The sequence below is a fragment of the Nodosilinea sp. LEGE 07088 genome, assembly GCF_015207395.1.
In the GTDB taxonomy this organism is placed as follows: domain Bacteria; phylum Cyanobacteriota; class Cyanobacteriia; order Phormidesmidales; family Phormidesmidaceae; genus Nodosilinea.
This window is the reverse complement of record NZ_JADEWX010000047.1, coordinates 13526-35007: the sequence shown is the minus strand read 5'-3', so window position 1 is coordinate 35007 and position 21482 is coordinate 13526. Positions and strand designations below refer to the sequence as shown.

General features: G+C 54.7%; 18 protein-coding genes, 1 tRNA gene and 1 other RNA gene. 9 read left to right on the top strand and 11 right to left on the bottom strand.

Going from position 1 to position 21482, the window contains the following annotated elements:
* Window positions 1-130 precede the first annotated feature (130 nt).
* Together IQ254_RS12930 and IQ254_RS12925 are read right to left on the bottom strand one after the other, a co-directional pair.
* Window positions 131-529 carry an ArsC/Spx/MgsR family protein gene (locus IQ254_RS12930; RefSeq protein ID WP_193966567.1) on the bottom strand — a complete coding sequence of 133 codons (399 nt, stop codon included), beginning with the start codon at window positions 527-529 and terminating at the stop codon, window positions 131-133.
* Between the two features lie 3 nt (window positions 530-532).
* Entirely contained in the window at window positions 533-1018 is a 486-nt protein-coding gene (locus IQ254_RS12925) for a hypothetical protein (RefSeq protein ID WP_193966566.1), read from the bottom strand.
* 594 nt (window positions 1019-1612) lie between these two features.
* On the opposite strand from IQ254_RS12925, the gene IQ254_RS12920 reads away from it, so the two are divergent.
* Entirely contained in the window at window positions 1613-3217 is a 1605-nt protein-coding gene (locus IQ254_RS12920) for a helix-turn-helix domain-containing protein (protein WP_193966565.1), read from the top strand.
* Window positions 3218-3326: 109 nt separating this feature from the next.
* Here IQ254_RS12920 and IQ254_RS12915 read toward each other — a convergent pair whose 3' ends face one another.
* Both IQ254_RS12915 and IQ254_RS12910 read right to left on the bottom strand, forming a co-directional pair.
* Entirely contained in the window at window positions 3327-3944 is a 618-nt protein-coding gene (locus IQ254_RS12915; RefSeq protein ID WP_193966572.1) for a class I SAM-dependent methyltransferase, read from the bottom strand.
* A gap of 673 nt (window positions 3945-4617) precedes the next feature.
* A complete protein-coding gene (locus IQ254_RS12910) occupies window positions 4618-6417 on the bottom strand; it encodes an ABC transporter substrate-binding protein (protein ID WP_193966564.1) in 1800 nt (599 codons plus the stop codon).
* A 156-nt stretch (window positions 6418-6573) separates the two neighbouring features.
* Between IQ254_RS12910 and IQ254_RS12905 the strand changes: the two genes are divergently transcribed.
* Entirely contained in the window at window positions 6574-7308 is a 735-nt protein-coding gene (locus IQ254_RS12905) for a GvpL/GvpF family gas vesicle protein (protein ID WP_193966571.1), read from the top strand.
* A 24-nt stretch (window positions 7309-7332) separates the two neighbouring features.
* Window positions 7333-7578 (top strand): gas vesicle protein GvpG, encoded by a 246-nt coding sequence (locus IQ254_RS12900; RefSeq protein WP_193966563.1) that lies wholly within the window; start codon window positions 7333-7335, stop codon window positions 7576-7578.
* A gap of 1 nt (window position 7579) precedes the next feature.
* On the opposite strand, the gene IQ254_RS12895 is transcribed toward IQ254_RS12900, so the two are convergent.
* Both IQ254_RS12895 and argJ read right to left on the bottom strand, forming a co-directional pair.
* Window positions 7580-7651, bottom strand: a tRNA-Gln gene (locus IQ254_RS12895).
* Window positions 7652-7717: 66 nt separating this feature from the next.
* The gene (argJ, locus tag IQ254_RS12890; RefSeq protein WP_193966562.1) at window positions 7718-8959 is read right to left on the bottom strand and encodes a bifunctional ornithine acetyltransferase/N-acetylglutamate synthase; all 1242 of its coding nucleotides are present in this window, start codon (window positions 8957-8959) and stop codon (window positions 7718-7720) included.
* A 485-nt stretch (window positions 8960-9444) separates the two neighbouring features.
* Between argJ and IQ254_RS33125 the strand changes: the two genes are divergently transcribed.
* Complete coding sequence (locus IQ254_RS33125; RefSeq protein ID WP_313887443.1) at window positions 9445-11493, top strand: acyltransferase family protein; 2049 nt, start codon at window positions 9445-9447, stop codon at window positions 11491-11493.
* A 42-nt stretch (window positions 11494-11535) separates the two neighbouring features.
* Here IQ254_RS33125 and IQ254_RS12880 read toward each other — a convergent pair whose 3' ends face one another.
* The 4 genes from IQ254_RS12880 to minC all read right to left on the bottom strand — a co-directional run bounded on the left by IQ254_RS12880 (window position 11536) and on the right by minC (window position 14377).
* Complete coding sequence (locus IQ254_RS12880) at window positions 11536-11931, bottom strand: ferredoxin (protein ID WP_193966561.1); 396 nt, start codon at window positions 11929-11931, stop codon at window positions 11536-11538.
* Window positions 11921-12409: a cell division topological specificity factor MinE gene (gene minE, locus IQ254_RS12875; RefSeq protein WP_193966560.1), complete on the bottom strand. Its 489-nt coding sequence runs from the start codon at window positions 12407-12409 to the stop codon at window positions 11921-11923. Before minE ends, IQ254_RS12880 begins: the two co-directional genes overlap by 11 nt.
* 59 nt (window positions 12410-12468) lie before the next feature.
* Entirely contained in the window at window positions 12469-13266 is a 798-nt protein-coding gene (gene minD, locus IQ254_RS12870; protein ID WP_193966559.1) for a septum site-determining protein MinD, read from the bottom strand.
* Window positions 13267-13474: 208 nt separating this feature from the next.
* Window positions 13475-14377, bottom strand: a complete 903-nt coding sequence (gene minC, locus IQ254_RS12865) for a septum site-determining protein MinC (RefSeq protein WP_193966558.1) — start codon at window positions 14375-14377, stop codon at window positions 13475-13477.
* Window positions 14378-14513: 136 nt separating this feature from the next.
* Here minC and ssrS point away from each other — a divergent pair.
* From ssrS to IQ254_RS12850, 3 genes are all read left to right on the top strand, one after another.
* Window positions 14514-14697: non-coding RNA, 6S RNA (ssrS, locus tag IQ254_RS12860), on the top strand.
* A gap of 227 nt (window positions 14698-14924) precedes the next feature.
* A complete protein-coding gene (locus IQ254_RS12855) occupies window positions 14925-16178 on the top strand; it encodes a pitrilysin family protein (RefSeq protein WP_193966557.1) in 1254 nt (417 codons plus the stop codon).
* Between the two features lie 86 nt (window positions 16179-16264).
* On the top strand, window positions 16265-17548 hold the full coding sequence (locus tag IQ254_RS12850) for a pitrilysin family protein (RefSeq protein ID WP_313887442.1): 1284 nt from the start codon (window positions 16265-16267) through the stop codon (window positions 17546-17548).
* A 109-nt stretch (window positions 17549-17657) separates the two neighbouring features.
* Here the strand turns inward: IQ254_RS12850 and IQ254_RS12845 are convergent, their stop codons facing one another.
* Entirely contained in the window at window positions 17658-19334 is a 1677-nt protein-coding gene (locus IQ254_RS12845; protein WP_193966555.1) for a hypothetical protein, read from the bottom strand.
* A 338-nt stretch (window positions 19335-19672) separates the two neighbouring features.
* Here IQ254_RS12845 and IQ254_RS12840 point away from each other — a divergent pair, with 338 nt between their 5' ends.
* On the top strand, window positions 19673-20482 hold the full coding sequence (locus IQ254_RS12840; RefSeq protein ID WP_193966554.1) for a sulfite exporter TauE/SafE family protein: 810 nt from the start codon (window positions 19673-19675) through the stop codon (window positions 20480-20482).
* A gap of 165 nt (window positions 20483-20647) precedes the next feature.
* On the top strand, window positions 20648-21481 hold the full coding sequence (locus tag IQ254_RS12835; RefSeq protein WP_193966553.1) for a metallophosphoesterase: 834 nt from the start codon (window positions 20648-20650) through the stop codon (window positions 21479-21481).
* Window position 21482 lies beyond the last annotated feature (1 nt).

Sequence of the window (21482 nt, the reverse complement as noted above, 5' to 3'; positions counted from 1 at the left end):
GCTGGGGGGATCGGGAGAAACTGTAGTGTGGGTTAGGCCGAACTCAAACCGGGCTAGAATCAAACCAATCAGGCCTTGGCCGTAACCCACAGGAGCGCATTTCGCGCCTCATCCCCACCGCCCTATGCCCTCACCCCTGCGGGCAACTCTGCACATCCTCAGCCAAGTCAGTAGCCGGGGCGAGGCCAATCCAGGCATCAATGGTGGCCAGGTCAAACCCCACGACGCAGCGATCGCCGACCTGCACCAGCGGACGTCGAATTAAAATGGGCTGCTCAACCATCAGCGCCAACGCCTGACTAGCCGCTAACGCCTCGGGCACCACCTGCCCCCCGGTAATCGGCGGTGCCGTAGGGTTAAACCAGGCTGCGACCGGCAGATCACCAAAGAATGGACGCAGCCGTTCCGGTGTCCAGGGCTCGGCCAGTAGGTTGTGCACCTGGAGGGTGTGCCCCGCCGTCTCTAAGAGATGTTTTTGTTTAGTGTTGCCCACGCAGCCAGGCTTTTCATAAAAAACGACGGTCGCCATGGTTTAGTCCTCCTCGGGCACAGGGTTGAGAATACTCAGTAACACATCGGCCCCAAATTCTTTGGCGTCAATTTGCTGCATCTGGTGAGCCACGGTTTGAGCCGCATCAATTTGGCCCAAACGCGCCCGCACCAGCCCAGTCGCGGCATAGGCACTGAGGTACAGCCGCACCGTCAGATCTTCTAACTGTGACAACAAAATGGGTTTCAGCGCGTCCCAATCTTGGGGCCATTGCCGATCGGTCTGGATGCGATCGCAAAGGGCGATCGCCACCTCCAGGGCCACGGGGTCGTTGTTTTTATAGAAAAAATAACGATAGGCACTCACCAGCGCGTCTAGCTCAACCTCAGGCTGGGCCAGGGCAGCGCGAATGTAGCCTTCAGAGGCAGCGTTATCATCCCAGGTTTGGGCAGCGGCAGCCAGCAGGTCTTGGGTTGAGGCCGATACCGCCAGCCACGACGGACAGGCTAAATCTGTAGGGGGAGACATGGAGCAAGCCCAGCATAGGTGAAGAGGATAGACCAGAGTGGTGAGCTGCCCTCAGGCAGACAACTCATTCAGCATTTCAGGTCTAATTGGGTCTCAAAGCTTGCACACTCTCCACTTCCTATTACCGGAGATATAGCAGAAATATTCCGTATTTTTTGATACAAAATGGCATCGATTAAGGTGCCTGCGATCGCAAAATTTTGACTCAACCCAACGGGCAACCCAGAGCAATACAACCAATCCATACGACAGAATGTAAATGAACATTAAGGTAAGTTAACGAACTTGCAATAGTCGAGATTTTGTTATGTTCTCCTGAATTTTTGGGGCGATTATTCGTGATTTTTCAAACATTTTTTGAATCCGAAATGTCCGTTCTGAACGTCTCTCAGGCAAATATAAAATGACTATAAAATCGTATCGACTGACATAAAAAAACAAGCTTCAAGTTGTTATTCCTTTATTCATCAAAACGTCATTCCCCACTGGAGTAAGACCTTGAAGGTGTGAGGAGTGGTCTAGGAAGGTGTGAGGAGTGGTCTAGTTCATGACCAATGGCAACGGCTCAATGTATACAATGGTTCACCGAGGCTTATGGCTTACACAATTAAAGGCGGATGTATTGTTTGTGATAGCTGTCGCCCGCAGTGTCCAAATGGAGCTATCAAGCCGACCCTAGAGCAAGACAACTACTGGATTGATCCAACCCTTTGTGATGGTTGCCCAGACTTAGCGGTGCCACGGTGCGTTGAAGTGTGCTCCGTCGGGTCTTTAGCGCCGCTCCAGCCCAAAAAAGGCCGCTGTAAGAGCAGCTTGTTACCGGCGGCCATTCCCGATATTTTCCTCAACGGCAAAACGAATCCGTTTGCCTCATCCATGGTGGTGTGGGAAGCCTGCAACATTTTGGCTCAGCGGCAAACGCTTCCCTGGCAGGCCGATAGCGACGGCTACCTTAGCTACCACCGGCCAGTGCACCGGGGCCAAGGGCAACTCCGGTTTCGATTGGCTGCCAACCCTGAAGCGACCTCTCCTGCGCCCATGACCGAGGCTGAAGGACAGTTTGCCCTCACCAACTTTGACCTGCGAGCGACCTGTGTTCACCTGATTTTTGCGGCCTACGCCACTAACGTCACCTATGCCTGGGAAGAACCCTTCGTGCTCAATGACCAGCACATCGAACAGTACCTGGGCCTAGATAAGCGCAAAGACCTAACCAAACTCGAAAAGCTTACCCTGATCAAGAGCCTGGTTAACCAGTGCTGCCAGATTCTAGCCACTATCGATTGGCCACGCCAGGGTAAAGTGCAGTCCTTCACGCTAGACGAACATCCCATCTGGCACCTGGTGAATACCGAATACTATTTTGAGGAGGATGCAGCAGGAGATCAGCATCTCATCGGTCTAAGCTTTACCGTCAAAGCTGGGATCTGGGCCCGACATTTTCTCAACCAGCGAGACTATCGTCACCACGCGGCTTTTTACCAGTACGGTTCTCTGCCCCAGTCTCTATTGTCAGAGGTGATGAGCAACTGGCAGCAGCACGAAGGCTCTGTACGGCTACTGCTGTGGCTATTGTTTAAGCTGAGACTGGGGAGCGATCAACGGATGACGGTACGAACCCTACTGCGCATTGCCTACGGCGAAAAACGGTTGCACGAGGCGGCTACAGTACGGGGGGCGCACAAACGGCTGCTGAAAACGTTTGAGAGTGATCTCGAAACCCTTTACTATTACGGGCTCAAACCCCAGTTTGACCCAGAGACCTATCCCCTCGAAATCCAACCCCTATGGGCTAGAGTGGCCGATATCCCTGACGATGCCGATGAAGCGCTAGAGTTTTGGGCCAACGATGCCAATCAATCCCTGAGCCTGACGGATAAAGCGCCTCGCGACAAATGGCAGCGGCTGCTGAATGGGCGGCTTTTGGGTTTTGAGCTATCTGACGAATGGCAGCAGACCGCCAAACGGGCGAGCAAACAACGGCGACGGCGCAATAATCAATCCCCGACCAACAGTCGGTCGGGGCAGATTTCTGGGGAAGACATTCGCGCGGCCCGCCAGCAGCAAAACCTGAGTCAGCGCACCCTGGCAGAGCGCCTGGGCAAGAGCCAAAGCTGGATTCGAGATATCGAAAAAGGCCGATTTAATGTCAATGCGGAGGATCAGAGCATTCTCCGCGAGGCTTTAAACATCACCTGATACCCAATCCTGTTTGGCTATCCCCTAATTGGACAGGGCAAACGTCGTTTGCCCCTACGGTTTGGCCTTTTCTGAATCGGGGTTATGCGGTCCGGATTTGGTATGGGACCTAACGCTTGCGAGCAATAATATGGTACAGATGCCAGTGCTTTTCTTCGCCCAGGGCCGTTTTGCCTAAGTGCTCTTCTTCATTTAAAAGCTCTACCTCAAAATGAGTCAACAGCTGATCGATCTGTTGGCGGGTATGGTGGGTCAGGTCAGGGAAGACAGCCCAAGAGTCGCGATCGCCAAAAAGATGACCGCAAAACCGCCCGCCCGGCCTCAGGGCAGTCTCAATTTCTCTCCAGAGTTCTGAAAAATGGCTTGGCGGACAAAAGGGCAGGCAGAAACTTGCATTAATTAAGTCCACGTCGGGCGGGAGGGTAAGGTCTTCAAATCGCTGCACCCGGGTCTCTAGATAGGTTCGATCAATGTTCTGGTTATTGCGCAGTAGGGCGATCGCATCGGGTTCTCCATCCACCGCTAAAACTCGCCAGTGGCACCGCAGCAACTCTGCCGTGTCGCGCCCATCGCCACAGCCTAGATCTACCGCAAATCCAACCGTGGTACGAGAGCATGAGAGGGCTTCACTGTTGAAGTGATCTAAGGCCATCAACAGGGTTTCGCGGGGAGGTCGCCCGGTAACTACCTGATAGTATTCGGCCCATCGCCTTGGAAACAAGGGCATATCAGATACAGATGGTGTCACCGTATCGAGGCGCAGTCTTTGCATAAAGTTGTTCATGACAACTAACGAGGGTATGCCTCGTTTTCCCAAATAGGATTTCAGACAGATCAGGGCTCCGATAGCGTAGCCGTCAATAGGCAAAGCCCTAGGCAAAGCAGATTCCAAACAATGCTGCACACCTCAGCTCAGAGATTGGAGTTCTGCCTAAATAGACGTTAGATAAAGGCGTTAGATGGGTGTAAAAGAAGTTATAGCAGGGGGTCAGTCGCTGTTTAAGCGGGTAATTGTGCTTGCGCCATTAGCGATGTACTCAGCCTCAAATAGCCTGAGTTCTGAGGGTTCCCCACTCTAGGAGGGGGTAAGCCGCTAGCTTTTATGCCATGGGGGACGAGTATTTAGGTCACTTAGCACTGGCTTTTTTGTACTCAAACAATCTCTAGATAAGATGTCGGGACTACAGGGTGTTGGGACTGTATTCGACGGCACAATTAACAACACTATTCAGATCGCAGGCCTTCAGGCTGACCAGTCTGTCCATGAGCTAACCGGTTGAGATATTGCCACATCGGAGTACTAGTACCGAAAGGCAGAAGTAAGAAGGCAGAACGGGAACCCCAGGCCTCATAAGGGTTTCCGCGTAAGTCAACAGCTAGGTTATTGCCGCATCGGAGTACTAGTCTACCGACAGCTCATGGATATTCCAAAAGGCACCGCCCAGGGCCGTGTACTTGACTCCTTCGACCCGGTTGCGCACGGCAGTGAGGGATAGGTTATTGATCAAATACATAAATGGCAAATACTCCTGGGTGAGCTGTTGGGTTTCTCTGTAAAGCTCAAAGCGCTGGTCAAAGTCAATTACCTGGGCAGCCTCAATATATAAATCCGCAATGCGGCGCTCCCAGTCGGCTGCCTGCCAGCCCTCCAGGGGGTCTTGGCCCGGGCCAGCATTTTGGTTAAAGGCATGGAGTGCCCCATCTAGCAGCCAGACGTTAGCGCCGCCGTTGGGCTCTGTACCACCGGTTAACCCCAAGACCATCGCCTCCCACTCCAGACTGTCGGTGAGGCGATCGACTAGGGCATTAAACGCCAGGGGTTGGAAATCGACCTGAATGCCCAATTTGGCCAGGTCATTTTTGATTTGCGACCCGATCGATTCGCGAATTTTGTTGCCGGAGTTGGTGATCAGCGTAAAGCGCACTCGGTTGCCCGCCTCGTCGAGTAGTTCCCCGGCAGCGTTGTACTGAAAGCCAGCAGCCAGCAACAAATCACGAGCCTTGTCGGGGTTGTAGTCATAGGCGGGAATGCCCAGCTCAGGCGGTGCATAAAAGGGGCTGGGTACCGATATTGGAGATGTTTGGGGTTCACCCAATCCTTGAAAGATATTGTTCACCATGGTCTGGCGATCGATGCCGAAAGAGACCGCCTGACGAAAAGCCACGTTGTTAAACCAGGCTGATTTAATTGAGTCAACCACAGGGGTGCCATTGCGGCTAGCACGGTTGAGATTAAAGGCAAAAAAGTTAGTGCCTAGCCCCGGACCGCCATTGTAAATGGTGAAGTCGCCCCGATTTTCTTCGCGCTTGAGCAGTGAGAAAAAGTCAGGCTGCACCCCCACCGAGTCAAGCCCACCCGAGCGAAACTGAAAAAAGGCCGTATCGGTAGAGCTGACAATTTGCCAGACGATTTGCTCGATATAGGGCTGAGAGTTGCCCTGCTCATCTTGCCGCCAATAGTAAGGGTTACGCTCAAAAATGACCCGCTCCCCCGGAACATATTGGGTGATGCGATAGGGGCCGTTACCCACAATCTCGCTGGGGGGGGCATCGGTACCCCAGGTTGAGAGAAACTGCGGGTTACCTTGGGCATCTACGGCGTCCACTGTAGGCTGCAAAATGTGGGCCGGAATAATATTTAGGCTAGTATTTTCGAGCATGGGCGCAAAGGGCTCGGGCAGGATAAATTGCACCCGACGGTTGTCTAGCTTGTTGACCTGGGGAAATTGCCCCTCGGTGCCGATGCGAAACCCGTCGCGGCTGTTGGTGGGGATATCTGGGTTAAACAACACCTCGTAGGTAAAGATCACATCGTCAACGGTAAGGGGCTCGCCATCTGACCACTGCAGCCCATCGCGCAGGGTAAAGGTCAGAACTTTGCCTTCATCGGCAATCTCCCAGCTTTCGGCTAGAGCTGGCACAGTCTCCCCAGTGACACCATCGGTGGTGGTTAAGCCCTCAAAGGTAAAGGTAAAAATATTGGGCGATTCTTGGCTAAGAACAGGGTTGAAAGTTTTGGGATCGCTGAGCACGCTGAGCACAAGTCGGGGCACATCGGTACTTGCTTGGGCAAAGTAAGTGAGGTCGCACCCCGTGCTGATGAAGCCTACAACCATTAGCACCACTAGGACAATCAGACGTTTGGTGTGGCTTATCCAGGCGAGCCGATGGGGCCAATGAATGATTGCTGCCTTTGCCATGGTTTAACCCTCTTCCCTGCCAAGACGACGCCTCAAACACTATAGCGACTTCCCTCTTCAAATCAACAGGCCAGAGGATGCCACATCCCATAGCAAACCCTGTCGCAGAACCGAGGGATTTGGGGCATGCTAGAGGCATCCCCCCAAGAGCTATCTATGGCTGATCGCTACTACTTATACGGTATTTTTCCGGCCCCTGGCCCTACCGCGTTGCCCCTAGACGGTCTCGATGCCCAACCTATGCAGGTTAAGCAACTGGGTGATTTTACGTTTCTTTACTCTATTGCCTGTCAAAAGCGTTATTTGTCGAGCCGCAAAAACCTGCTGGGTCATGAAAAGGTCTTAGAAGCAGCGATGGAGCAAGGCCACCGTACGCTGCTGCCGCTGCAGTTTGGGTTAATCGTCGAAAGCTGGGAGCAGGTGCAGACAGATCTGGTAGAACCCCACGCCGAAGACCTGGTACAGCTGTTTGAAAGGCTTAATGGCTGCCGTGAGGTGAGCATCAAGGTGCAGTGGGATCCGTCCACTGAGTTAGAGCGAATGATGGTCGAAAACGCCGATTTACAAGCCCAGCGTGACCAGCTGGAAGGTACCCAACTAGGCATGGAGCAGGTCATTTTCATTGGCCAACAGATTGAAAATGCCCTAGAAGAGCGCAAGCAGGGTATTGTTGAGCAGTTTCGCCAGGTACTGACCCCTCTCGCGAAGGATGTACTGGAAAACCCTCCCCAGACTGACGTGATGATTTACAACGCGGCCTTCTTAATTCCATGGAATAGTGAAGCCGAGTTTGGTCAGGCCATTGATACTGTAGATCAGTCCTTTGGCGATCGCCTGCGCATTCGTTACAACAACTTCACAGCCCCCTACAACTTTGCTCAGCTCCAGTAGCTGCCCTTTCCCCCGGTAAAGACTATGCTGCTAAAAATTCTATTTGCTCCGGTGCTTGGCCCTATCGAAGGGGTGAGCTGGATTGCTGACAAGATCTTAGAACAGGCCGATATCTCTACCAACGATCTGGCGAGTCTGCAAAAACAGCTTCTGGCGTTACAGCTGGCCTTTGACATGGGCGAGCTGTCTGAAGCAGACTTTGAGGCCCAAGAAGAAGAAATCTTGCTGGCCATTCAGGCCGTTGAAGACGAAGAGGATTTAGATGAATAAACTGGGGTGCTAGGATTCGAACCTAGGAATGCCGGGACCAAAACCCGGTGCCTTACCACTTGGCGACACCCCAATGCTATCGCTTTGCTAATATAGCAGCTTATGCCGCGCCAGTGTCAAGATCATCCCTGTCACCAGCCTAGGTCGTGTATTCGGCGTTGATTTTGACGTAGTCGTAGCTCAGGTCGCAGCCCCAGGCCTGGCCGCTGCCGGGCCCGTCACCAATGGTGACATGGATAGCGACGGTGTCGGTTTTGAGGTAGTCGCCCTGAGTGGCCTGGGTCAGGTAGGCGCTGGCGGCGGGGCGATCGAAGGCCAAGGGCTGGCCGTGCTCCATTAACAGTATGTCGCCCAGCTGCACCCGCAGGTCACTTTGGTCAAAGGTGATGCCCGCCCGTCCGGCGGCGGCGGCAATGCGGCCCCAGTTGGGGTCGTGGCCAAAGATGGCAGACTTGACCAGGGATGACCCGGCGATGGTACGAGCCACCTGGTTGGCGGCAGCATTGGTGACAGCCCCGGCGACGGTGACCTCGATCAGGCAGGTGGCTCCTTCGCCATCGCGGGCAATGCACTTGGCTAGATATTGGCATACGGCAGTCAGCATGGCCTCTAGTTGGTCGGCTTCGGCCCCGGCATCGGTGATGGCAGGGGTGCGTGACTCGCCATTGGCCAGGGCGATGAGGGTATCGTTGGTGCTGGTGTCGCCATCGACGGTGATCTGGTTAAAGCTGCGATCGCTGGCTCGGCGCAGCATGTCTTGCCAGAGGGTGGGCGACACGGTGGCATCGCAGGTGATAAAAGCCAGCATGGTGGCCATGTTGGGGTGAATCATGCCCGAGCCCTTGGCAATACCGCCGATGCGCACGGGGCGATCGTGAATAGTAGTCTCCATCGCCACCACCTTAGGCACCAGGTCGGTGGTGATAATCGCTCCGGCAGCGGCGGCAGAACCAGTGGGGGAGAGGCTATCTACCAGGGTGGGAATGCCAGCCTTGAGCCGATCCATTTTGATGCGCTGGCCGATTACCCCGGTAGAGGCGATCAGCACGGCTTCGGGAGGGAGATTGAGGGCGGTACCGAGGGCAGCAGCGCTTTCAACGGTGTCGATCCAGCCCTGGTTGCCGGTGCAGGCGTTGGCCTGCCCGGCATTGACCAGCACAGCGCGGGCGCTGGGCCGGGCTTCGAGGCGCTGACGGCAGTAGTCGACGCAGGCGGCGCGGACGTGGCTGGTGGTGAAGACGCCCGCTGCGATCGCTTCGCAGTCTGAGTAAATCAGCGCTAAGTCCGGGGTCCCGGAGAGCTTCAACCCCGCCACAATGCCTGCTGCTTGAAACCCCTTAGGGGCGGTAATGCCCCCCTCAATCAGCTGCCAGTCTGTCATGCCCGTAGTCCGTAGGTATTGCCGGGGATTATACAGCAGAAACAGGCGGGGATTGGAAGGTTGCGAGTAGCGGCGTTTGCCCCCAACTTCCCTAAGGAGAGCCGACTGATTTCGGCTATGCATAGGTTGGGAGATTGCTATGTACGCATCCATCAAGGCACTCATCCTCCAGAGGTGACCATAGGAACCACGGCTCAGCATCCTGTCGTCCTTGACCAAGCCTGCCCGGCAAAGGCCAGCTGCGATCTGAAACAGAATATAGTCAGTGAAGAGAGTTCAGCGAGGTATTTTTCTACCCGGTATGGTTGGAAGTCTACCCGTGATCATGATGTAAAAATTCTTATTTTTCGATTCTTGTAGCAAAGCTTGGGTAAACCTATATAACCACGCCTCTGAAGTCATTCTTTCCATAGACTGCACATATCTGGTGACAGGAGACTGCGAATATCTGGTGACAGGCCTAAAAAAGATGAAGATAGACAGCCGTGGTCAACATCCCCCAAGTCAAACTCACCCCTGATCCTCCCGCTTCGAAGTCATCCTATCGCCCAGAGATAGATGGGCTTAGGGCAATTGCGATCATTGCCATCATCATCAATCACTTCAACGAAGAAATATTGCCAAGTGGCTATCTAGGCGTAGATATATTCTTTGTAATTTCTGGATTTGTTACAACATCCTCTCTAATAGCCAAAAATAAAAGTGGTAGCTTCAATGAATTTTTACTAACTTTTTATGCCAGGCGAATCAAACGAATAGTTCCTGCATTAATCGCATTTTCACTGGCTGCAGGAATTGCAGTCTGCATGTTTGACGCAAGCCCAGCAACCTCACTAAAAACGGGCATCGCCTCAGCATTTGGAACTTCGAATCTCATTCTATTCCATCAATCTGTTGATTATTTTTCCGATTCTTCTGAGCTCAATATTTTTACACACACTTGGTCGTTAGGCGTTGAGGCTCAATTTTATATCATTTTCCCATTGCTAATTTATCTGTCAGGCTTCAAGAATCAAATTACCAGTTTCAGGAAAAAAATGGCTGTAGTCATTGGATTCTTGTCATCAATATCCTTGATTTCGTTTATATATTTTTACCCCACCAATCCATCGGCAAGTTACTTTCTTTTCGCTACTCGCTTCTGGGAATTGGGCTCAGGCGTCATGTTGTGTCTTTTTGCAAATGCAAAGGGTAGAGCTTTCTCTTCACGCAGATCAGCAAATGCTTTGACCTTGTTAATCATTATTTCTATGGTGATTACTTTTTATTTGCCCATCACCTTGGCTTCTCTATCAACGATGATCATTGTAAGCTTGACCTTGATCTTGGTAAATTATATTCAACCAGAAACTGAGGTTTATACATTCCTCACCAATCCCAAGGTTATCTATATCGGCATCATTTCTTACTCACTATATTTATGGCACTGGGGTATTCTTTGCATCAGTCGCTTAACGATTGGTATTCATTGGTGGTCAATTCCAATTCAAATTGCTCTGACAGTAATTGCAGCAGTTATATCTTTTCGCTACATCGAAAGTCCGTTGAGATTCTCTAAATGGCCCCATGGAAACCGTCAGTCTATTATCTATTGGCTTCTAGCCGCCTCATTAATCTCTACATTATTTTTCACCTTGATGAAAGTGCCAAACTTTTCTATTTATATGGGAAATCATCCACCATTAATTGCAAAGGGTGTGCTATCGCTTACAGAGCCCTATCATTTGCCAGAAACGAATTCTTTGTGGCAGGGCGAGCGTTGTGTTCTCGCTGGCAGTACTCAGGCTAGAGCCCAAAAGCGGATCTCTATTGAAGAATGCACCCTGGGAAATTTTTCGGAGGCAGAAAGGCGAGTCGCCGTGTTTGGTAACTCGTTCTCTGCTGCCTTTGTGCAAGGCTTTGATGACTTAATAATTTCAGACGGATATGCGGTCACGATCACATCTTCTTGGGACGCTTCTCCGGTTCAAGAGATCCCTAACGTTGGTAGTTTCGCAGAGGCAAGCAACTACTATTGGAATAGTATAATCCCTTCCATTGTGAGTGATCTGAGACCAGGAGACTGGGTTTTCCTTATCAATGACTTGGCTTGGTTGTCTCCTGAAAATATCACTAAAGAGTCTGAAGAAAACCTCAAAAAGCTCGCCCTTGGGTTGGGTAGCCTTTCTGATGAATTATCAGCTAAGGGAATACGCCTGGCAGTTTTACATGGCAATCCCTTCGCGCGTGAAGCCTACTGCAAGCCTTCGGCGGCGGTCAAACAGTGGTTCCAGCCATTTGACAACACCTGCGAGTTTCCCAATCGGGCTCAGTCTCTAGCTAGGCGAGCAGGATTAGATACGGTGCTTAAAGCCTTTGCACAGAAGGAGAATAACAGGGTTGTAGATTTATTTGATCTATTTTGCCCAGGCGATCGCTGCACATACACGGCTCCTACCGGGGAGATACTGTATAGAGATGAATATTCACACCCTTCGATTGAGGCAGTTCGTTTGTCTGCACCCATAATTCGTCAGATTTTGACGTCCCATTGAGTAGATAACTGGGGCAGAGAACTGATTGGCATGCGATCTTTTTTAATGCAATGGATGTTGTAAGAATGCGAACTCTTCGACCACCTGCCCGCCAATCAGGTGTTCCTGAATAATGCGCTCAATCACGGCGGGGGTGGCGCTGTGGTACCAGATACCCTCGGGGTAAACCAGCAAAATCGGCCCCTGGGAGCAGACTCGCAGACAGTTGGCTTTGGTGCGAAAAATAGACGTGGGGCGATCGGCGGTGGGGCGATCCAGCCCGAGTTCTTTGAGGCGATTTTTGAGATAGTCCCAGGCGACGATGCTGGCGGCTTTGTCGCAGCACTTGGGCTTAGTCTGGTCGGCACAGATGAGAACATGGCGCTGAATGCTGCCCAGGGCCAGCGACTCGACACAGGCGGCGAGGGATGCACAGGTTTCAGCAGCGCTATTGTTCATCACTAGGAGCCGTCTCGCTGGCGGTTTCAGAAGCTTGGGGCTCGGATTCAGGAGCGGCCGCGCTGGTCGCTTCGCTAGCGGGGACTGAGTGGTCGGCTTCAGCCGAGATCTGGGCCGTCGGCTCATCGGGCTCCGTCGCGCTAGGGTCTGAGGGTGCTGGGCTGAGGTCTGAGGGTGCGGCGTCTGTGGCAGGCGGCTCAACCAGGGGAGATGCGGGGCGCATGCGGCGGATAGGCAGATTGGCAATCAGGGCAGTCATGCGCTGGTCGCTTTCGAGGGTGAATTCTAAATTGTCCTGGTCGAGCTCGACATAGCGAGAGACTACTTCAAGGATTTCCTGACGCATCTTTTCGACCACTTCGGGGGTGAGGTCGGCGCGATCGTGGGCCAGCACAAATTGCAGCCGCTGTTTGACCTCGGCCCGGCTAGAGAGGTTGCGGTTGCGGTTAAATAGCTTGTCGAGAAGTTCGCTTAGCATCGGTACTGGCGGCTGGGTAATAAAACATCGAACACCGTTGCAGGGGGAAAGCCTTGCCCCTAGCCTCGAAAGAATCGACGCAGGCGGCTAAAGAGATCGTCGTGGGTGGCGTTGAGGTCAATTAAGGGTACCTCTTCTCCAAGCAGACGACGGGCGATATTGTTGAAGGCTACGCCGGCCAGGGAGAGCTGCTGATCAAGCACCAGGGGCTCACCTCGGTTCGAGGCCACAATCACCCGCTCATCGTCGGGTACCACCCCCAGCAGGGGAACCGCGAGAATATCTAGCACATCGCGCACCGACATCATTTGGTCTTCTTGCACCATTTTGGGTTTAATGCGGTTGATCAAGAGCTTGGTAAATTTCACGTCGTTGGCTTCGAGCAGGCCGATCACCCGGTCGGCGTCGCGAACGGCGGAAATCTCTGGCGTGGTGACGATGATGGCCTCGTTGGCCGGGGCGATCGCATTTTGAAAGCCTAGCTCAATCCCCGCTGGGCAGTCGATCAAAATAAAGTCATGGGTTTTGGCCAGCCCTGCCACCAGTGACTTCATCTGCTCGGGGGTAATGGCCTCCTTGTTGCGGTTTTGGGCGGCGGCTAGCAGGCCCAGGGTGGGCTGGCGCTTGTCTTTTACCAGGGCCTTCTCAACGGTGCAGTCGCCCGCCAGCACATCTAGAGCGGTGTAGACAATGCGGTTCTCTAGGCCTAGCAATAGGTCAAGGTTGCGCAGGCCAAAGTCGGCATCGACCACGGCTACCCGCCGGTTGTGCTGGGCCAGGGCCATGCCCAGATTAGCGGTGCAGGTGCTTTTGCCGACGCCCCCTTTACCCGAGGTCATTACGATGATGCGAGTCATGGATGAAGCCAACTTTCTCTAAACAACCGAGCTAACCAATGTGTCAATCAATGCGAGTTCAGCGGTGGTGAATTGGCTCAGCCGCTGTGCTCTAGTGCAAGACTCAATTCGACAAAACCTACACCCCGACAAAAACAACTGTCAATCATACGCCATGGTCAACCGCCCAGGATGCTCACTTGAGAGCTGCCTGGCCAAAGCTGCCTGGTTAAAAGGCGTCGGTGGGCTGAGCCCCCTGCCCTAGGGTGGCGTTGAAATGCTGGCGGGCAAAGTCTTGAGCCTGGGCAATGCGAATGGCGTTGTCCCCCACGTAGGCGATCTCGGGCAGATATTGCTGGCTAGGGCCATCGGGAGCCCGCGCGACCAAATCGGCCAGACGCAGCTGAGTAGGGTGCATTTGGAGCGCCATGATGTAGCGATCGCGATCGCCCCCAGACCCGGCGTGGGCGGTGCCCCGCAGTCGCCCCCAAACCAAAATATCGCCCTCGGCCACCAGCGAACTGCCGGGGTTGGCATCGCCCCGCACCACAATGGTGCCGGGGTGGCGAATTTCGACCCCCGATCGCACCGTGGTTTGTAGGTATAGGGGCTCGGCCAGGGGCTGGCCAGGGCGCGGGGGCGACTGGAGTAGCCTGTCTTCTGCCGCCAGCTGATCAACCGAGTAGCCAGCGGCAACAGCGGCGATCGCGGTCTGGCGACGGCTGGTAATCACCCGTTTGAGGCTGAGCTGAGCGGTGGTGAGTAAATCTTCTAAGGATTGCAGCTGACGGGTATCGAGCAGGCGATCGCGGGCGGCCAAATGCACCACCGTGTGGGGTTGCCAAAAGGGCTCGCTCCCGTGCAGCCGCTGTTTAAATTGCTGAATTAACTCTCCCCAGGAGAGCATGCCGCCCTCGGTTTCAGCCTGGAGCGGGTTGGGTAGGAGGAGCGTCAAATAGTCGCCTTCACTACGCAGCCGCAGCTGAGTGCGCGGATCGACCGGTGGAGCAGGGGTAGGCGCGCCTGTCGCCGCCGCAGAATGCGCGGCAGAGTTAGCCTCAGTAGGGGCCTCTAGCGGAGGGCTGCCGTCGGTGACAGCATCGGTTACGGCAGCAGAATCGTCAGAAGCCATAGGAAAAATAAAAGGGTGAAACACAGGGCTAAGCCCGGTGCTGTCATATTAGATCACCGGAGCAGGCGATCGCGGTCAGAGTTGGGTCGGCTGCCCCCTTGTCGGTTGCCCCAGGCTGTTGGTTATAGTGAATGAGGTCTCACTACGGCGTTGGTGACTGCCAACAATGTTTGTCGATCTATGTTTCTTCCGAACGGGAGCTAAGTTGCATCGGCGGCAGTAAACCGAGCTTGTACTCGGAAACTTTAAGCTAGATGCCAAGGCACCCCCCTGGTTTTCCCAGGTCGGAAACTGAGGTAAGACGGCGCTGCGGTGAGGCCCTTTGAGATTTTTAGCAATTCCCTGGTCTATGGGGGCCAGGGAATTGTTTTTGGCGCTGAGAAATATCCGCTCCAGGGGTCAAGTCCCTATGTTTTAACCGACTGGGACGCTAGTATTAACAGCAGAGTTAACATTCGGTAAAAACTGAGACCCCGAAGGATCTACTCAGAGGGAGCCAGTTGACGTTGATCTTTAGAATAGTGACCTGTACTAAGGGCCTGAGCCGTTGATTTCGGTTGATTTTCCCGCCAGTGTGATTCGTTTAGACAATGGGCTCACCCTGATTCACCAGGAAATTGCGGCTACCCCCGTGGTGGTGGCTGACGTGTGGGTGCGGGCTGGGGCGATTGCCGAGCCAGCGGAGTGGGCGGGCATGGCCCATTTTCTAGAGCACATGATTTTTAAGGGCACCGACCAGCTGCCGCCCGGCGTGTTTGACTATGCAATCGAAACCCAGGGAGGCATGACCAACGCGGCTACCAGCCACGACTACGCCCATTTCTACATCACGATCGCAGCCGATATGCTGCCCCATACTCTGCCCTACCTAGCAGATCTGCTGCTGCATGCGGCGATTCCCGCTGATGAGTTTGACCGCGAGCGCCAGGTGGTGCTCGAAGAAATTCGCCAGGCCCAGGATGACCCCGACTGGCTAGGCTATCAGGCGATGTCAGAACTGGTGTACCAAGATCATCCCTACGGTCGTCCGGTCTTGGGCACCGCCGAGATTTTGCAGCAGCGATCGCCCGAAGAAATGCGCTGCTTTCACCAGGCCCACTACCAGCCCGACAAAATGACGGTGGTAATTACCGGCGGCATTCCGCTGGAGCCGACCATCGCTATGGTCAAACATGCCTTTCGCGGGTTTGCATCGCCCCCGCCCTGCCCGCCTGCTGCAATCGCCCCCGTCCCCAACCTGCCGGGGGTGCGCCGAGAAACCCTTCACCTGCCTCGTCTGGAGCAGTCGCGCCTGTGTATGGCCTGGCTGGGGCCGGGGGTTGACCAGTTGGAGACCGCCCATGGGCTCGATCTGCTGGCGGCCATTTTGGCCGAGGGGCGATCGTCGCGCCTGGTGCGCGAGCTGCGAGAAGACCGTCAGCTGGTGCAGGATATTGGCGCTGGGTTTTCGCTCCAGCGCGATTGTAGCTTGTTTACCATTCAGGCCTGGCTCGATGGCGACGCGATCGATCGGGTAGAGGCCATTGTGTGCGATCGCCTGAGTGAGCTAGCGGCTCAGCCCATCAGCGATGGCGAAATTGCCCGGGCCAAGCGCCTGTTGTGCAACGACTACGCCTTTTCCACCGAAGCGCCCGGGCAACTGGCGGGGCTCTACGGTTACTACGGTACCGTAGCCACCGCCGAGCACTGCCTCGCCTACGTGCCCACGCTCCAGCGCTACACCGACGAGCAGCTGCGCCCACTGGCGAGCCAGTACCTCACCCCGCTGCGATATGTGTCTACCATTCTGCGCCCGGCCTGAGCCGAGCCCGCTGAGTCAGTCTATAGTTAGACTGACTCAGCGGTTAGCGCTCTCTTTTTCTGCTTGCACTGTAATTTTTCTTGCCTGTGACAGCCTCTCTACTTCAAACACCTCAACTCCATCGCACTGTTTTACCTAACGGGTTAACGGTTTTAGTCCTAGAAAACCCGGTCGCCGATATTGTCTCGGCCCGGCTGTTTATTCGGGCGGGTAGTAGCGCCGAAGCTCATCACCAAGCGGGGCTCGTCAGCTTTTTGATGGGGCTGCTGACCAAAGGCACAGAGACCATGGCTTCGATGGCGATCGCTGAAACAGTCGAATCAGTCGGAGCCAGCCTGGGCACCGATGCGGCGGCTGACTACAGCGTCATCAGTCTCAAAACGGTCTCCGCCGACTTTCCTGAGATTTTTGCCCTGGCTGCTACCCTGCTGCGGCAGCCGAGCTTTCCCGAAGACGAAATCGATTTGGAGCGGCGGCTGACCCTACAGCAGATTCGCTCAATGCAAGAGCAGCCGTTTACCCTGGCCTTTAACCAACTGCGTCAGGATATCTACGGCCACCACCCCTACGGTCGGCCTGGCATCGGTAATGAAGCCACCGTCGCCAACCTCACCCAGGCAGATTTGATCGCCTTTCACCGGCAGCATATACGCCCCGACCATGTGGTCGTCACCATTGTGGGCCGGATTAGCCCTGAGGCGGCCCAGGCCCAGGTCGAAAACGCCCTAGGCGACTGGTCAGCTCCCCCCACTGCCCCCCCTCCATTGCGCCTGCCCGCAGTAACCACAGCCGCCACCTGCTCTAGGGTTGCCCAGGAGACCAATCAGGCGATCGTGATGGTGGGCTACCCAGCGGCCCCAGTCAAGCACCCGGCCTACGCCGCTCTTAAGCTGATCAACACCTACCTGGGCAACGGTCTCTCTAGTCGGTTGTTTGTAGAACTGCGCGAAAAGCGCGGCCTGGCCTACGACGTGTCGGCTTTTTACCCCACCCGGCTGGGGCTATCTAAATTTGTCGCCTATATCGGCACTGCCCCCGAAAATACGGCCACTGCCCTAGAGGGGCTACGCACTGAAGTTGATCGCCTGCGAACAACAGTGCTTTCCGATGACGAAATCCAGGCCTCTAAGAACAAACTGCTGGGGCAATACGCCCTGGGTAAACAGACCAATGCCCAAATTGCTCAACTGCTGGGCTGGTACGAAATTTTGGAACTAGGCGTTGAATACGACCAGCAGTTTCAGGATATGGTGGCGGCGGTGACGGCCCTGGACATTGAAGCCGTAGCTCAGGAGTTTTTCCACACTCCCTACATTTCGCTGCTGGGGCCTGAGGAAGCGATTGGCCCGGTGGCGGTCGCTCAAGGGTAGAGCATAGATTAGCGCACCGCAACCGGGTGAGCCATTCTCTCATAGGGCCCCAGGGTACAACTCTAGAGGCAAAGGCTATAAATCGAGCTAGAAAAAACGGGCTCTCTGGTTATGTCCTTGAAATAGCAAAAATACTAACAGACTGCTGGGGCAGAGTTGTATGGATGACTTGCCCTTGAATGGGAAAAGATCGGTGGGTGATTGCCCCCAGCTGCTGGTTCTCATCTTCCTGATGCTGGGGATGTCGTTCAGCGAACAGATGATGGGTAACGGAATTGCCTACATGAGAGAATTCGGAGAAATCCAGCGTAATGGATAAATCTTGGTCAAGGGAACGATTGAGCGCGTGGAGATAGATCGTCTGCTCGTCTGCCGTGGCCACTAAATCGACATAGGCAACATTGTGTTCAGGGCGGCTCGCCCAGCCAATTTTAAAGGGCTGACGGTAGCTCAGAACATTCGTTGGCTCTACCGCTAAGACCGTTGAGCCATGGTAATTGTTATAGAAAAGGGTCATCTGACCCTGGGGCAAAAAGTAGGGCAGCCGCTGACCGGTTGGATCGACTCGAATACTGGTAATGTCCCAGGTGGTACCCACGAGCATCGACTGGCAGGCCATCTCGATCTCATTGCCCTGGCGCATCAGGCCGTTCAAAAATCCGGCGGTGCCAATGCCTGAGGCCAGACGCCAATTGACCTCCGGTGGCAGATCAAGGTCTTCAAACCCCCAGCCATTCCAGTTCCATTCTGTAACTGCGACTTTGTACCCTAGCGATCGCGCAAATTTAATCCGATTTCTAAAGGCTAACATCATGCCGTCTTCACCTACGGCCCCGGGCATCGCCACCAGCGCCTGCCACCAATCTGACGCGCTCAGCGTGCCAGCAGGCACTACATTGCCCGCTTGGGTAACTTCGCTCACACCGCCGGGCGCATAGACGTGGAAGGCGGCATACTTGACGCGATCGCGAATCGTAGCATCGGCCAAAATAGTGCGCTCAATGTCATCCCCCATGACACCGTCGATGATGAGGTTAATCGTAGGGTCAACGGCATCTATGGCGTCGATATAGGCTTTTAGGCATTGTAAATACCACTGGGATAGTTCGGCTGGTTCTGTGAGACCCGTTCCTTCTCGTACTCGCCTGCGAAATTTTCGCCCAAAAACCTCGTTGCCAATCTGGAGATATTCGACGTTGTAGGGCTCGGGGTGGCCATTTTTTGCCCGCACAGCGGGCCAGTCTGGCATAGCATCGGGCAAGGCAGCGCCTACGGGCGCATTGGCATAGGCCACTAACCCCGCCGCCTTTAGAGCCGCCTCTCCGAGGGGCACTTTGGCTGATACAGCATCGAGAAAATTAGTCACTAATATGGTCTCAACGCCGAGTTCATCGCGTAGCTGAAAATACTCATCTAGCCCAAACTGATTGGTAATTTCATGGCCCGAATGGCCGACCGTAACTGGGCGTTCGGGGGCTCGGCCAGGTACGTTACTAATCAGATCGCGCCAATCAATAAAGTCAACATCTGTACCAGCCGGGAACCGGATGATGGGGATGTTCATTTGCCGCATCAAGTCCACGGCCTCCGGCTGAATTTTTTGAGTCCCTGGCTGGAGGCTGTTTTCTGGACCAGGCTCGCCCCAGCTGGCCCGCTCTAGGAAATGGCCAAACAGGCGTTTATTGACCTGGGCAACGGGCCGATCTCGAATCGTAAAACTGACTGACTCTATGCCCAGGGTGGCATCGGTATGACATGAGAATACGAAGACAGTCGCTAACGCCAAAAAAGAACAGATCAGCGGAAATTTTAGTTGTCTGGGGATGAGAAATGGTGACATTGGAATGAGTTCATCAATACATCATTGCGCAGCCTATCTGCATTTAAAGTCTTTAGTGCTGAGATTATCGGCATTGCTAATTCCAGGCATGCAGGGCTGCTTGGAAGCCTTGAAAATTCTTTCCAGATGCCGCAAAATCATTTTGCCTTTGGCAATACCAGACTGTCTAGCTGAGCGATCGCAGCCCCAGGCCGGTTGCGATCGGTGGTTAAACCTGGTTCAGTGACGATGGGCGACTATCTGCCCTGGGGCCATGAACTAGCGTTAAGTAGGCAGGGGAGAAAATGGTGGGGAGGGGATTGATTTTGGCCCTGGCGGGGCTGTCAGCGGGTGTGCTGGCCGGTTTTTTGGGCATTGGCGGCGGCACGGTGATGGTGCCTGTGATGGTAGCCGTGGGGCTGTCGGGGGTACAGGCGGTGGGTACCAGTACGCTGGCGATCGCCATCATTGCTTTAGTAGGCAGCCTGCAAAACTGGCGCATGGGCTTTCTCAAGGTTGGCCCGGTGGCCATGCTGGGCCTGCCTGCCTTAGTCACCGCCTACCTGGGTAAAGAGGTGGCCACTGCCCTGCCCGAGTATGCTCTACTGGGGATTTTTGGCCTGTTCTTGCTGTTCAACATCTACCTCATTGGCATTAAGAAGCAGGTGGTGCGCCAGGCCCAGCGGGCTGAAACCGACGGAGACTCTGCTCGACCTGTGCCTACCAAAGTCTCCCCCACAGTTGCTCGCCTGGGAATTGGTGGTCTGGCCGGTTTTTTGGCGGGGTTGTTTGGGGTCGGTGGTGGCGTGGTCATGGTACCCCTGCAAATTTTGCTGCTGCAAGAACCGATTAAGTCTGCGGTGCAGACTAGCCTGGGAGCGATCGTGATTACTGGGTTATGGGCCTGTCTGTGGCATGCTCAAGCGGGTAATGTGCAGCTGGCGACGGGCCTAATTTTGGGAGGGGTGGGGGCAATTGGGGTGCAGATTAGCACCCGCTATTTGCCCCGTCTGCCCGACCAGACGATAACCGTCATGTTTCGCCTGCTGCTGGCGCTGCTGGCTGGGTACTTTTTCCTCAAGGCCTGGATGAACTACACTGCTCTGTCAGTTTGACCGCTGCGCCTATCAACCTGGGTTAGCACTACAAGCCAGGTCTTGGCCATGAATCTAGGCCGGGTCAGTGGCGCAGTTCTAATAAAAGCTGCTGAAGAAGTTTGCTTACAGGTGGCAACCCAGGCTCAAACGGGCTAGCGTTCAAAGGATGCATTTTCTGAACCCATGGGACCTCTGTACATTGGCCCCCTTACCCTCGAGACCGTCAGGGTTTCGATTTGCGACCTGCCCCAACAACTCCAGGGATGTCGTATTGTGCAGCTGTCTGATTTTCACTGCGACGGTGGCCACCTGCCAACTCGCCTGTTGCAGCAGGTGGTTGAGCGAGTCAACGATCTCAAGCCTGACCTGATTGCCCTGACCGGCGACTATGTCACTCAGGAACCGTCGCCTATCTTTGGGCTGGCGACGTATTTACAACAGATGGCCAGTCGCTGCGGTACTGTAGCGGTGCTGGGCAACCACGACAATATCACCGTGGGGGGGCGCAAAACAATTGTGCGATCGCTCCAGCAGGCGGGTATCTGCCCCCTGTGGAACGAGATCGCCTATCCCCTGGGGCCAGACCTGCCGGTGGTGGGGCTAGCGGACTTTTGGTCACCCGACTTTAACCCTGGATCAGTGCTTAATGGGTTATCTTCGACCCAGCCTCGCCTCGTGCTCTCCCACAACCCCGACACCGCCGAACGCCTGTCGCCTTGGCGGGTCGATCTCCAGCTTTCGGGCCATACCCACGGTGGGCAGATTGTGCTGCCGGGGCTAGGGCCGGTGCCGGCTATTACCCAGGGGCTGAGGCAGACGCTGGCTACCTCGCTACCGATGGAGCTCCCCTACCTCAGCCGCAAATGTACTAAGGTTGTGCGCCACTGGGAATGGGTTTCGGGGCTGCACTCGATCGGCCGCAACCAGCTCTACGTCAACCGGGGCTTGGGCACCTACGCCCCAGGGCGGTGGCGGTGTCCACCGGAGGTGACGGTGCTGGAGTTGGTTCGGGGGTGAG